General features: G+C 46.0%; 12 protein-coding genes and 1 riboswitch. Of the genes, 6 read left to right on the forward strand and 6 right to left on the reverse strand.

All coding sequences use genetic code 11. The features are described from left to right. Nucleotides 1-29: 29 nt before the first annotated feature. Nucleotides 30-1,790 carry a solute:sodium symporter family transporter gene (locus ITJ88_RS15525; RefSeq protein ID WP_195866212.1) on the reverse strand — a complete coding sequence of 587 codons (1,761 nt, stop codon included), beginning with the start codon at nt 1,788-1,790 and terminating at the stop codon, nt 30-32. Nucleotides 1,791-2,339: 549 nt separating this feature from the next. Beyond that, the gene (locus ITJ88_RS15530) at nt 2,340-3,821 is read right to left on the reverse strand and encodes an amino acid permease (protein WP_023466735.1); all 1,482 of its coding nucleotides are present in this window, start codon (nt 3,819-3,821) and stop codon (nt 2,340-2,342) included. A 131-nt stretch (nt 3,822-3,952) separates the two neighbouring features. Next, a riboswitch (Lysine riboswitch) is annotated at nt 3,953-4,141 on the reverse strand. 165 nt (nt 4,142-4,306) lie between these two features. On the opposite strand from ITJ88_RS15530, the gene ITJ88_RS15535 reads away from it, so the two are divergent. Together ITJ88_RS15535 and ITJ88_RS15540 are read left to right on the forward strand one after the other, a co-directional pair. Continuing rightward, nucleotides 4,307-4,762 carry a MarR family winged helix-turn-helix transcriptional regulator gene (locus tag ITJ88_RS15535; RefSeq protein ID WP_058265451.1) on the forward strand — a complete coding sequence of 152 codons (456 nt, stop codon included), beginning with the start codon at nt 4,307-4,309 and terminating at the stop codon, nt 4,760-4,762. A 138-nt stretch (nt 4,763-4,900) separates the two neighbouring features. Next, on the forward strand, nt 4,901-5,992 hold the full coding sequence (locus ITJ88_RS15540; RefSeq protein ID WP_230088894.1) for a diguanylate cyclase: 1,092 nt from the start codon (nt 4,901-4,903) through the stop codon (nt 5,990-5,992). Nucleotides 5,993-6,034: 42 nt separating this feature from the next. Here ITJ88_RS15540 and ITJ88_RS15545 read toward each other — a convergent pair whose 3' ends face one another. Continuing rightward, nucleotides 6,035-6,640, reverse strand: coding sequence for a TetR/AcrR family transcriptional regulator (locus ITJ88_RS15545; RefSeq protein WP_055969891.1), 606 nt, complete (start codon nt 6,638-6,640; stop codon nt 6,035-6,037). Between the two features lie 192 nt (nt 6,641-6,832). Between ITJ88_RS15545 and ITJ88_RS15550 the strand changes: the two genes are divergently transcribed. The 4 genes from ITJ88_RS15550 (at nt 6,833) to ITJ88_RS15565 (ending at nt 10,779) form a co-directional block, all read left to right on the forward strand. Next, nucleotides 6,833-7,489, forward strand: coding sequence for an HlyD family secretion protein (locus ITJ88_RS15550; RefSeq protein ID WP_035399222.1), 657 nt, complete (start codon nt 6,833-6,835; stop codon nt 7,487-7,489). A 12-nt stretch (nt 7,490-7,501) separates the two neighbouring features. After that, nucleotides 7,502-9,193, forward strand: a complete 1,692-nt coding sequence (locus ITJ88_RS15555; protein WP_064300480.1) for a DHA2 family efflux MFS transporter permease subunit — start codon at nt 7,502-7,504, stop codon at nt 9,191-9,193. Between the two features lie 345 nt (nt 9,194-9,538). Then, nucleotides 9,539-10,096, forward strand: a complete 558-nt coding sequence (locus ITJ88_RS15560) for a hypothetical protein (RefSeq protein ID WP_023466728.1) — start codon at nt 9,539-9,541, stop codon at nt 10,094-10,096. Between the two features lie 125 nt (nt 10,097-10,221). After that, nucleotides 10,222-10,779 (forward strand): nitroreductase family protein, encoded by a 558-nt coding sequence (locus ITJ88_RS15565; protein WP_023466727.1) that lies wholly within the window; start codon nt 10,222-10,224, stop codon nt 10,777-10,779. Between the two features lie 120 nt (nt 10,780-10,899). Here the strand turns inward: ITJ88_RS15565 and ITJ88_RS15570 are convergent, their stop codons facing one another. The 3 genes from ITJ88_RS15570 to ITJ88_RS15580 are packed head-to-tail and all read right to left on the reverse strand — an operon-like array spanning nt 10,900 to nt 13,869. Next, nucleotides 10,900-12,102, reverse strand: a complete 1,203-nt coding sequence (locus tag ITJ88_RS15570) for a CDP-glycerol glycerophosphotransferase family protein (protein WP_195866214.1) — start codon at nt 12,100-12,102, stop codon at nt 10,900-10,902. Between the two features lie 31 nt (nt 12,103-12,133). After that, a complete protein-coding gene (locus ITJ88_RS15575; protein ID WP_029343156.1) occupies nt 12,134-13,159 on the reverse strand; it encodes a ribitol-5-phosphate dehydrogenase in 1,026 nt (341 codons plus the stop codon). Next, entirely contained in the window at nt 13,156-13,869 is a 714-nt protein-coding gene (locus tag ITJ88_RS15580) for an IspD/TarI family cytidylyltransferase (RefSeq protein WP_195866215.1), read from the reverse strand. Before ITJ88_RS15580 ends, ITJ88_RS15575 begins: the two co-directional genes overlap by 4 nt. Between the last annotated feature and the right edge of the window lie 198 nt (nt 13,870-14,067).

Below are 14,067 nucleotides of genomic sequence, written 5' to 3' on the forward strand. Positions count from 1 at the left end.
CCCGATATGTCATGTCTTCTGCGAGAGGATTATTCGGCTTGACGGTACTCTTCTTCGAGATAGGTCCGGTACTTCGCTTCCCAAGCGTTTAGCGACACACGCCATAATACGATCGTTGCCATGACAAGTCCTAACGTAATCGGCCAGAACCAAATCGATACGATGCCTGCTGTAGAAGCCAGTCCGATTTTTGAAAACAGAACGTACGTCCAAATGATGGATGTGCATAATAAGATCGAGACCGGAATCGCGAACTTCCATGGAGTGAGCTCGACAGACTGTCGTCGATTGATTTTTCTTGACTGGACGGCCGGGTAACGATATCCCATGAATACCATGAACAGCACTTCAATCATGAGTAGAATACCGTACCCATGAATATAGCTAATGCCATGATCCCAGCCGAACAGTTGTTTGAAACCGAAGACGAATAAGTAATACGCAAACACGTGAAAGACGATGACGATTTTCGCCGCAATTGCCGGAATTCGTTTCATGAAAATCCCCATTAATACGATGACGAGAATCGGAATGTTGAAAAATCCTGTGAATTGCCGGATCAAACTCCATAAGCCGTCCGGCGCGTACATCAAGAATGGTGCGATGACGAAAGAGATTAAAGCAACGATCGTTCCGAACCATTTACTGACACGAATCAAATGTTCATCACTCGCCTCTTTCGCAAACACCGGCTGATAGATATCGAGGACGAAAAGTGTCGCAATACTATTGAGCAACGAGTTAAACGAACTAAAGACGGCTCCGAGTAAGACAGCCAAGAAAAATCCCATCAGCGAGACCGGCAGTAACTCCGTAATGAGTCGAGGATATGACAAATCACCGCTTGTTAGTGTGTTCCCATACAAGTGATAGGCAATGATCCCAGGAATCAGCATGAAGATTGGAACTAATAACTTCAAAAATCCTGTCATGAGGACGCCCTTCTGTCCTTCCTTCAAATCTTTTGCCCCGAGCACACGTTGAATGACATATTGATTGAGTGACCAATAAAATAAGTTCGCAAATAGGATACCCGTGAAAATCGAGAAGAACGGAACGGCATCGGTTGAACTTCCGATTGCGTTCAGCTTCTCCGGTTGCACAGTCGCAATCGTCTTCATCCCTTGAAGTAAATTCCCGTCACCCAGTGTGATAAAGCCGAGTACCGGAACTAGGAATCCGACGAAGACGAGCCCAATCCCGTTCAAGGTATCTGAGACAGCCACCGCACGTAGTCCTCCAAAAATCGCATAAATTGCTCCGATGATCCCAACGATCCAGACGACTAACCAAAGGGATTGCGTATAACTAAGACCAAATAGTTCCGGAACATCGAACAGCTGCAAGACAGCTATCCCACCTGAATAAAGCATCGAAGGAATCGTGACGCACATATATCCGAGCAAAAAGAGTAAGACTGTCATCCGGCGCACCGTCTCGTCATACCGGTGACTTAAGTATTCCGGTAACGTCGAGATCCCAAGCCCAAGAAACTTCGGGAGCAGATAGATGGCCATGATAATCGCAGCAAATCCTGCCGTGACTTCCCACGCCATGCTCGACATGTTTCCCATGAAAGATTGTCCGTTTAGTCCAATCAACTGTTCTGCCGACAAATTCGTCAGCAGTAGCGATCCGGCAATGAAAACGCCACTTAATCCTCGTCCGGCTAAGAAGTATTCATCGACGCCTTGTGTTTTCCCACGCGTCAATCGGTAGGATATGTAGGCAACGAGCAACATGAAAAACGCTGCAGAACCTAATGTGAAAAATAATTCAGATGTAGTCATTCGTCTTCCCCCTATTCTTTATTCATATTTCTATTTTTGAATACTTATTCATTTATTCCTTTTTTATACTTTTTCAAAACTATATTTTAGAAAACGTTTTCATTTAAGGGAATAAAAAACCACCTTCATTTATAGAAGGTGGTTCCGATTGCAGAAAAATGGGCTGACTCAAAAATGACTCGTCTTCACGCCCTTTCCTCAGGCGAGACACAAGCCAGTTTTCCCGCTTCATTCAAGCAGGAAAACGGGTCTTGTTTGTCTTTGACAGCGCAAAATTGCGCTTTTTCCTGTAGGAGTGGCGTGTAACGTGTCCTTCTTCTTTATACCCGGAAGGAGAATCGAAAAAGCGTTTTGTTCACTCGACATCGCTTCCTAGGGAAAAACAAGCAAGAGCGACCCTGGAGCGAAGCGAAGCGGCGCGATGCTTGTCCCAGGAAAACGATTCGAAACGAACAAAAAAGCGCAATCTTTCTCATCAGACTCATCAGAGAAAAATTGCACTTTGTCTTCAATCTCAATCACCTTCATTTATAGAAGGTGGTTCACACATTATGATTGACGTGGATGTTCCGGGAAGTCCATCTCGTCATAACGAACGATCGACGTCCGGTTTTTGAATTTATGTCCTAACCAAAAGGCAAGGAATAATGGAATACCAACATACGTTGCGGCAATTCCGACCCAATCGATTTGATCAGCGAGGAATGCGGCATAGTTTTGACCGACGATGACGAGGAAACAAAGACCGAAGGCGAACAGCGGACCGAATGGGAATGCTGGTGCAACATATGGTAAGTCTTTCAACGAGTGACCTTGCGCAAGGAATCCTTTACGGAAACGATAGTGACTGATTGCAATCCCGAGCCATGCGATGAAGCCTGTCATACCGGAAGCATTGAGTAACCACAAGTAGACTTGTCCACCAAACATTGACGTCAAGAAGCAGAGCGCACCGACTGCTCCTGTTGCGAGCAAAGCGTTACGCGGTACACCGTTTTTCGATACTTTCGCGAACAACTTCGGTGCATCCCCTTGGCGAGCAAGTGTATAAAGCATCCGAGTCGAAGCATACATACCTGAGTTTCCGGCAGATAGAACAGACGTCAAGATGACGGCGTTCATGAGTGCTGCTGAGAAGGCAAGACCCGCTTTTTCAAAGACGAGCGTAAACGGACTAACCGCGACGTCCGTAATGTCATTGGAAACCAAGTTTGGGCTCGTATATGGAATGAGCATTCCGATGACGAAAATCGCGAAGACGTAGAAAAGCAAGATACGCCAGAAGACTTGTTTGACTGCTTTTGGAACATTCTTTTTCGGATCTTCCGATTCACCCGCGGCAATCCCGACCAGCTCCGTTCCTTGGAAACTGAATCCGGCAACGAGAATGATACCGATGACGGCAGGAATTCCACCGACGAACGGCGCATCGCCAAGAGCAAAGTTTTTAAAGCCAACCGGTGGCTCCGATGTAAAGACACCAAAAATCATCGCAACACCGACGACTAAGAAGACGATGACGGTGACGACTTTAATCATCGCAAACCAATACTCCGCTTCTCCGAATCCTTTAACGGAGAAGTAGTTCAAGCCAATCATGAGTAAGAGGAACAAGGCACTGAAGTAAAACCCAGGAACGTCCGGGAACCAGTACGTCATGACAATTTGTGCTGCGACGAGTTCGACTGCGATCGTGACTGCCCAGTTGTACCAGTAGTTCCAGCCAAGTGCAAAGCCGAATGATGGATCGACGAATTTCGTTCCATATGTCGAGAAGGATCCAGCGACCGGCATGTACGCTGCCATTTCACCAAGACTTGTCATGAGGAAGTAGACCATCAGACCAACGATTGCATACGATAGGAGCGCCCCACCTGGTCCTGCTGCTGCGACGGAAGCACCGGACGCAATGAAGAGTCCTGTTCCGATCGCTCCACCGATGGCGATCATCGACATATGACGGGCTTGTAATCCACGTTTTAATCCTTCTGCTGTCGAATCTGTTGTTTGTTTCACATCTAGATTGTTCATTTCGTTCGCTTCTCTCTTTAATAAATTTTTGAGAGGACACTTTTTGAATGAAAAAACAAAAAGCGCCCTCATCTTCCAGATGGAAGATGAGAACGCAACATAATAAAATGGATGCGCCTCATTCTACCGTCGTGAAAGATAGCTCTCCACAAGTAGGTGATACCCGACTTGTGACAGTATTAGACCTATTTGATCTAATCCCAATCGATCATCTTCAAAGCGATGATTGATTTCGGCAATTCTTCCTTTCAGGTCACCTCATCTGTCGCTTGACGACATCCGTAACCGTACTCTTAAGAACTGCAACCTCCATCCCACTGGTTGAGTGAGAACTGAATTAAGTTAGTTATTACTACGCCATATTACACAAATCGCCACGAAATTGTCAATTGCCATTTTCGAATATCGGGTAGTCGATGGTAAAAATCCGATATGTTTAGTACACTAAATGGTAGAAGTCCACTGAGAGAAAGGATGCTGCTTGCATGCCACAGGAACGTGATTTGCTAACTTATCGACTCGAAGAACAAATGCGTGTCATTCTTCGTACCCTGCGACGTGAACTTAACCGGCTATTTGAAGGAACGGCGACCCGGAGTGAATTTTTCATCTTACGAAGCCTTTCAGAAAATGGTCCTCAGCGCCCGACGCTTCTCGCGGAACAATTTGAGCTCGCGACGAGTCAAGTCACTGCTTTGACGGATAAGCTGTATAAACAAGGATATGTCACACGGACACGTTCGACGGAAGATCGTCGTTCAATCGTCCTCGCTTTGACGGAGGACGGAGAACGTGCATTTCGGGATCTCGAAATCGTCCGGAAAAACTATTTACAAGATCGCTTCGGCACATTGACGGAAGAAGAACTCGAAACGATGGTTCATGTCTTTGATAAAATTTTGCAGACGATGGATGAAGATACCCTTACTTCGTCTTCTTAAAAACGGTAGATTTTCTACCGTTTTTTCTATTTTGGTCTAAAGATTTCCCTCTGTCTAACCGTTATCTACTTGAGTATACTGGAAGTATATATATGGAAATCTGTTAGCTGGGGGAGTTGGGAGGATTTGTTGTCCATCATGAATCAATTCATCATTAACTTTTGTCTACTGTTCACAACGATTACTCTCTTGTTCTTACCGTTTCGGAATCAACCGCGTATTTCATTGAACTCCAAATGGAGCATTCGACTTATACTCGGAGCTGTCTCTGGTCTGATTGCGGTTTTATTGATGTTCAATGGGATTCAAATCGATGTCGCCCGTGTTGATTTACGTATCGTTCCCGTCGCGATTGCCATGCTGTTCGGTGGTTTCCCAAGCGCCATCGTCGCCGGTGTGATGATCATCGGGACACGTTACTTTTTAACACCAGTTGATCAAATGGAAGGCTTTTATTTATCGACGTTGATCATCGTCTTGTTCATCACGACGATCGGGATCATTCGTCGATTCGTCCATGTCTCGATGCGTCATTTTCAGCTTATGGTATTGGTCGGTATTCTCTATTCGTTACCCGCCATCTACGTCCTGACGCACAGCTGGTCGACATTCTTTAAAATCTCGATTGCGTACGTCTTCTTTAATTTATTAGCTGGCTTTGTTGCCTTTCGATTACTGACGGAATTACGCCGTCACTTCGAAAACATCCAGTATCAGCAGAAACTCGCCATGACGGATGCTTTGACAGGACTCGCCAATCGTCGTCGTCTGGATGACTCGCTTTCGCTTGTCGGCTCGACCGACCAAGGCTATTCGCTTGTACTCATCGATATCGATTTCTTCAAGCATGTCAATGATACATATGGTCATGATGCGGGCGATGATGTGTTACGCCAACTCGGCATGACTCTCGCTTCCTTGACGCGTCCAGACGACCTCGTCGGACGGTACGGTGGTGAAGAATTTTTAATCATCTTACCAAGTACTTCGGCGAAAGAAGCGCAAAAAATAGCAGAACTAGCTCGGCTGACGGTCGCACGTAACCTGTTCCCGACAGCAGATGTACCTGATCTGCAAATTACGATCTCACTTGGGATTTCCCATTCCAGTGGTTCGCATACGTCACTTGAAGCATTACAACAGGCAGATAAAGCGTTGTATTACTCAAAAGAAAACGGACGGAACCGGAGTACGATCTATACGAAAGAACTTGCATTCCGACAAGCTTAAACTGATTGGACACTTCCGTAGGGGAGTGTCTTTTTTACGTCTTCATTCCGTCTCTTTAGGAAAACCGATGCTTTCAACCGTTCCAAAAACAATCATCCGACTTAATTGTTCTGCCATGTATTCTGATGAATACGGTCGACCGTTTCGTAACCAAGAAATCAACAATCCCAACTGTCCACCAATGACATAGTTCAATAATAAGTCCCGATCGACGAACGTAGCTTCTTCTGTGATTTGCGGTCGAAACACAATTCGATAATTCTCTTTCAATGTATCGAGAAAACGAGAGATGAACGTTTTGATCGGTCCTTGAACGAGCATCGTCTGATAGAATAATTCATTTTCTTCGATATGAATGAACAAACGAGCAAAATAGCGACTCACCTGCTCGACTGTCGGAAAGACAGTTCCTGTACCCGTGATCCGAATCGCTTGTTCAAGTGCTTTCATTTGCTCCTCAACGACTTGGTCGAGCAAATCATACTTATCCGTATAGTGTGCGTAGAAGGTCGAACGGTTCACACCTGCTCCATCTGTCAACATTTTGACAGTAATGCTCGAGAAGCTGTGCGTCTTCAGTAAACGAAATAATTCCATCGTAATACGGTCACGTGACCGTTTTGGTCGGGGATCACGGCTCTCATTCATCCATATTTCACTCCTTTTTCACCATCTTTTCATTAATGAATCCGTTATCATCTATTTTTCCAACATTTTGTCGGAAATTGTCGGTTGTTTGTTAGCTAACGTTCCATATAATTAACTATATTAATTACTCCTCCCCCCAGAGGAGTACTTTTTTTGAATCGATTGTACACAAGAAAGGATGCTAACACACCCATGAGTATGAAAAAATTATTGATCATCAATATCGTGACACTCATCGTTTTAATCGGTGGTGGTGTTGTCGGATACTACTATTACGATCAAGCAACGAGCTATGTCAAAACAGACAATGCGAAAATCGACGGTAAGATGATAACGGTTGCGAGCCCAAGCGCTGGTAAATTAACAGACTGGTCTGCGAAAACAGGCGAATCACTTGCCAGTGGCGCAACAGTCGGACACGTCATGACGGCACAAGCCGGACAAAAACCGACGGATCTCTCGGTTTCAATGCCCTCAAAAGCAACGATCGTTCAGTCGATGGCGACAAAGAACGGCTTCGTCGCAGCAGGTACACCACTTGCCTATGGTTTTGACTTAAACGACCTTTGGGTCACAGCGAACATCGAAGAAACAGAAATCGATGAAATCAAAGTCGGACAAACAGTGGATGTTTACGTCGACAGCTATCCGGACACGACACTTTCTGGTGAAGTCGAGCAAATCGGTATGACGACGGCTTCCACGTTCTCAATGATGCCTTCTTCAAACGGAAACGCGAACTACACGAAAGTCGCACAAGTCATTCCTGTTAAAGTCTCACTCTCGCAAGAAAAATCACTCGACATTCGACCTGGTATGAATGTGACCGTCCGCATTCATAAGGATTAAGGAGGGACGTTCATGTCTACTACCTTCTTGTTCGGATACAGTGCGTTCACGATTCTGATCATCATCGGCGTCAACTGGATTGCCCGTCGAAGCCGCTCATCCGACACGGCACTGGCGACGGACGGACCGACACTCGAGGAATCCCTCGAGACGGAACCGACGATGACCGTGACACCACCAGTCGCAGCACCTTCAAAACAGGTATCGACTGAAAACGTCAGTATTCCGAAAGTACTGACGGTCTTACTCATCGGTATGTTCATTGCTATTTTGAACCAAACGTTGATCAATGTCGCGTTACCGGTTCTGATCAATGACTTTAACGTGTCGACATCCACTGCCCAATGGTTGACGACGGGCTTCATGCTCGTCAACGGGATTTTGATTCCGATCAGTGCCTTTTTGATGCGAAGCTATACGTTCCGCCAGCTGTTTCTCGCTTCGATGACACTGTTTTTCTTCGGATCGGTCATCTGTTCGATGGCAATGAACTTCCCGGTCATGATGATCGGTCGTGTCGTTCAGGCAGCGGGGGCTGGTATCTTGATGCCACTCGGATCAAACGTCTTCATGACATTGTTCCCACCGCATAAGCGCGGTGCTGCCATGGGAATGCTCGGAATCGCAATGATTCTGGCTCCTGCTGTCGGACCTACGATTACGGGATATGTCATCCAAAACTATGACTGGCACGTCATGTTTTATGCGATGTCGTTCTTTGGATTAGTGACATTGTTACTCGGTACAGCCTGGTTCCGCCTGACGCAGCCACTCTCGAAACCTTCTTTCGACGCACTGGGCGTCTTATTTAGTACGATCGGATTCGGGAGTCTCCTTTACGGATTCAGTGAAGCCGGGAATGACGGCTGGGATAGCCCGATCGTCATCAGCACGATCGTCATCGGCTTAATTGGAATTGCTGCTTTTGCAATGCGTGAGCTGTCGATGGAAGATCCAATGTTGAATATTCGTGTGTTAAAGGTTCCGGAATTTTCGTTCACCCTCTTCATCAATGTCATCGTCACGATGGCCTTGTTCGGCGGGATGTTGCTTTTACCGATTTACCTTCAAAGTATTCGCGGTTTTTCACCGGTCGATTCAGGTCTTCTCCTTTTGCCCGGATCACTGATCATGGGAATCACCGGACCGATTGCCGGTCGTTTATTTGACCGCTTCGGTATTCGACCGCTCGCTATCTTCGGTTTGACGTTGATGACGTACGGGACATGGGAATTGACGCAATTAAACATGGATACGTCGTATTATTCCATCATGGGCATCTACATGCTTCGGTCATTCGGTATGGCATTTATCATGATGCCAATCATGACTGCCGGTATGAACGCTTTACCGATGAAGATGATCCCGCACGGAAACGCGACCCAAAACACACTTCGTCAAGTCGCCGGCTCCATCGGAACGGCAATTCTCGTCACCGTCATGACCCGTCAAACGACGGCTCACTTGGCAGACGACGCGAATCAGTTTACGACGCTCGACCCGACGCTTTCGCAACATTTAAACGATCTTGGACAACAGTTGGGTAGCTCACAAGCCGCTTCAACGAGTTGGTTTACGATGCTGACGAAACAAGCGACGATCCAAGGGATCACCGATGCGTTCTGGATTGCGACCGTCTTATCTGCGCTTGCACTGATTCTGTCCTTCTTCTTGCACGGAAAAAAAGAACCGAATCTGGATTGATTGACGAAAGGGACTGACTCAAAAGTCAGTTTCCACAAAGATAGGGGTGGCAGAATGATGATCTGCCACCCTTACCTCATAACAAAAAGAATGACGCGTTTCACGCCACTCCTACAGGAAAAAGCGCATCTTTGCGCTGTCAGAGACAAACAAGACCCGCTTTCCTGCTTGAATAAAGCAGGAAAACTGGCTTGTGTCTCGCCTGAGGAAAGGGCGTGAAAAGACGCGTCATTCTTTTTTGAGTCAGCCTCTTTTCTTATACTTTACGAAAAGTTCTTCTTTGCACTTCAGCCTTAAAATCGATACACTAGGGACAATGAGTTTCATATCTAAAGGAGATGCTTTATGGTTGCCTTTCTGCAATTTTATGCGTTCATCTTTGCTTGTTGTTTTGCTTGGCAAGTTGGTCGACCATCCCCTTGGTCACAAAAGATCGTTCGTGCCTTTTTAACAAGTGTCAACGGGCTCTTCGTATTCGCACGTGCCTCGATTTCAATCTTTTTATTAGTTGGACCACTATTACTCGTCACCTATCTTGTCTTCCCACGGTTAATCGCTTTTGAAAATGGTTTAGCGATGGTGATCAGCGTGCTTGTCATTGGACTGGTTGATCGTCTCGTCAGTCTCGTCGTCCTGCCACTTATGCGTTCCTTTTTCTTAAAACGTCAACGCGTCATGCCACAATCGGTGGAAATGGTGCTTTATACGATGGCAATGGCTGTCTTGCTCTTCATACAGCTTCATGCTGTTCCTGGCGTTCAAATTCATGTAGCATTAACGATTTTCCTTGGTTTTACGATCTATTTCGCCCATTATCTATTTGCCTTATACCGGATTCGTCTTATGAAAAAGAAACTAACGACTGTTGCTCAAGATCAAGACGAGGAACGAAAAGCCTCTTAATTCGAATGCAACGAAAGATGATTTCCTATCGGGAATCGTCTTTTTTTGTTTTCTGACAAATAACGTTGACAATGATAATCGTTATCATTTATAGTGAAAAAGTACTCAGTGAGGAGATGAAACGGATGCATGCCCAACAAGTGATTGAAACACGCCGGTCGATCCGGTCCTATACGGAACAACCCGTTCCGGTCGAATTGGTAGAAGCATTACTCGACACGGCGATTTATGCCCCGAATCATAAATTAAGAGAGCCTTGGCGCTTTGTTCTCGCAATCGAAGACGGACAAACACGGTATGTCGATGCCTTGATGGAATTGCTGACAGCGCGTGGTCAATTCGAGACGAAAACGTCTGAACAACGTCAACAGGCTGAACAAAAATTACGGGAAGTTCCCGTTTATTTAACGGTACTTTGTCAGGTACAAGGGACACCGGATCAACAGCTCGAGGATACACTTGCAACAGCTGCGATGATTCAAAATCTACAGTTGGTAGCAACAGAACGAGGTCTTGGTTGTTGCTGGAAGAGCGGGAAACACTGGTTCACACCAGAGTATGCCTCACTCGTTGACGCTTCTGAAAACGAACGTGTTCTTGGCGTCATTCAAATTGGCTGGCCTGCCATCGTTCCACCTGTCAAACCGAGAACGTCCGCAAAGGACAAGTTGACGCACTTTTAAGAGGTGCGCATTCTGCGAGCTACCCCTGCTCGCGCCAATCAAGCCCCAATTCAAACATAAAAACGTTCCGATGACGTCTCTCTCCCCAAATGGAGACGCAATCGGAACGTTTTTCTGTATTCACACTGGTGTTTTCGTATAGACAGGCGCCTCTGGAATCGTGTCATATAACATATGGTCGACGATTCGTTTGGTCGCTTCTCCATCCTGATACGTAAAGAACTGATTCGCGAATGTCTCGATCTTCTGTGTATCGAATTGTCCACGTTTAATCCAAGCAATGACGTCTTCAAACGTCGACACGATTGGTCCCGGCACGAAGGTTTCGTATGGGAAGTAGAAATCGCGTTCTGCTTTATACGACTGCAGATCGTTGACGAGAAAAATCATCGGCTTCTGCAACAAGGCAAACTCGAAGATGACAGACGAATAATCCGTAATCAGAATATCCGCAATCTGCATCAGATCATTGATGTCCGGATAGTCTGTCATGTTAATGATTTGATCCGCATACGCGTCCGGTACGACTGGTGGATTGAGAACAAACGGGTGCATGCGAAGCAAGAGGACTGTATCCGGTCCAAGCTCACGACGGAACTTCTCAAAATCGAGCTCTTGATCGTAATGTGCCGTTGTCTGTCCATTTCCTCGGAACGTCGGCGCGAGTAAGATGATTCGTTTCTTGCGCCATTCTGGATATCGGTCATACAACTTTTCTCGAACACGGGCTTGGCGTGCTGTGTTCAGTAGCTGATCCGTCCGTGGAACCCCTAAGGGATAGATCCGTTTCTGCTCCATTCCGAAAGCGTCCGCATATGGTGTGATACATGCTTCACCGGAAACATAGACCTTGCTATAGTTCCGGTGAATCTGGACCATCTTCAAATAATCATCATCCGGTGAATACGATTTATCAAGCACACTATAGCCGAACTTTTTAAAGGCTCCGCAAGCATGCCATAGCTGAATGACTTCTGTTCCTTCCCGTAAGGACGACACATATACAGGGTAATAATAATCATCAATGATGAAGTAACGAGCAGTCGCTAACTCGTACGTCGCTCGCATCATATGAAAGACGTATTGGATTTGCCCCGCCAACGATTGAGGGAATCGCTTTAACAAAAAAACGTATTCATACCCTAAGTCGCGACGTTCGAGTTCATCGTAGACGGCACGAAAGTTATCGACAAGACGATCGGAACGATATGTCGCAAAGACGACTTTTTTCGGTTGAATCGGTAACCGTTTCGTCAACCAGTACGTCACAGCAAGCAGATAGTGGACCGTCCGTCGTTGCAATAACCGAATTTTTTGTTTCATAGACGATTCTCCTCTTTTTCAGCGCACATCGTTACATGCACCATTCCATGACCGTCTTTCCGAACCGGTTCGTCAAATCGTTTTCAAACGCTTTATGGATATCTTCGATTTGTCGAATTTGGAAGACGCCTGAAACCAGGTTCGATAAATAAGCTGGAATATCAGGATGTGTTTGATACAATTCCATCGTCCGTGCGAAATCAGCCGGTGTACTCCGACTTGAACCGTAGACACGAAGTCCTTTTTCAAGAATCATCCGCGTGTTGATCGCGACGGCATCTTCTGATACGCCAAGTAACGCCATCGTGCCTTCCGGAATGATATAGTCGATCATCTGATTGATCGCATATTGGCTGCCAATTCCCCCAACACATTCGAAACCGTGGTTGAAGGAGACATCGGCTGGAATCTGATCGATGTGGTACGTCTCGTCTGCAAACGAGAAATAGTCAAGCTTCGACTGCGTTTTGCCAAAGACGAGTAATTTCGCTTCCGGATACAACTTACGTAGCAAGAGTGCTGTGATGAAGCCAAGATTCCCGTCACCCCACACTCCGAACGTCTCCCGACGCGGATGGGCAATCTTTTCGAAACGAGTCAAGGCATGGACCGATACACTGACGAGTTCAGTGAATGCCGCGACTTCAGGATCAAGATCAGCCGGTACCTCGACAAGACGATCTGCTTTTAAGAACACATAGTCTTGCATATAGCCATCATATCCACTCGAACGGAAACGACTCGTTCGCAAATAGTTTTCACCGATGATGTCATCTTCTTCCGTCGGTGTATTCGGAACCATCGCGACGAGTGTTCCCTTCTTGAATGTTCCACTCGGATCATGTACGACTTTTCCGATGCCTTCATGAATCATGGCCATCGGTAATTTTTTCGCCAATACTTCCGCACTACGGCTACCCGTGAAGTAGCGTTGATCCGCGTGACAAATCGATAAATACGTTGGACGCACGACAACACGATCAGTATTCAATGACCGTTCATCATACGTCACTTCGATTTGACGCGGGGCGACGAGTTGATAGACTTGGTTAATCATTGATGAATCCGCTCCTTCAAGATAGCATTCGCAATCCGTAGGTCGTATGGTGTCGTCACTTTAATGTTGAACAGTTCCCCTGTGACGAGCGCGACATCTTCCCCTTTAAGTAAAAGAATCTTACAAGCATCAGTCAAAATAGCACGATCCTCGGTCGAGAGTGATTCATAATGCGCTTTCAATTTCGTGATCTGGAAACTTTGTGGTGTCTGTCCTTGATACATTTGATCACGAACCGGGATGTCCGTAATCGTTTTACCATTCGTCGAAGCGACGATCGTATCAATCGCTGAAATGACCGTGTCGCATGAGCCGAATTCTTGCGCTGCTTCAATGTTTTCTTTAATGATGCGATGCGTTAAGAACGGACGGACGGCGTCGTGTGTGACGATGATATCTTCCTCAGACAGACCGTTTTTCTCTTCGATCCAGTTCACCGCTGCCATGATCGATTCATTACGATCCTGTCCACCCGGTGTAATGACGAGGCGTTCATCTTTTCCAATGTATTTCTCCAAAATATCGCGCGTATAGTTAATCCAAGCAGTCGGTGTGACGATGATGATGCGGTCAAAATCCTCATGTAATAGGAATTTCTCTACTGTATGGACGATGATTGGACGTTCTCCGATCGATAAGAATTGTTTCGGTCGATCGACATTCCCCATTCGTGTTCCTTTTCCTCCAGCTAAAATGGCTGCATAAATCATCTTCTGACGCAGTGTCTCGTTGGCTCTTTCAAACGAGACGACCTGCTTCCCTCCCTTATGAAATAATCGAATTTCGGTTTTCTTTCCCTAGCGTTCAGGGTATGTGTAATGATGCAGTCTGTGTTGAAGTGTTATTTTACAAAAACACAAAAAAATAAAGAAATCCCTATTAATTTTAATGTCTCACGATATAATGAG

The sequence above is a fragment of the Exiguobacterium abrahamii genome, from assembly GCF_015645365.1.
In the GTDB taxonomy this organism is placed as follows: Bacteria; Bacillota; Bacilli; order Exiguobacteriales; family Exiguobacteriaceae; genus Exiguobacterium_A; species Exiguobacterium_A abrahamii.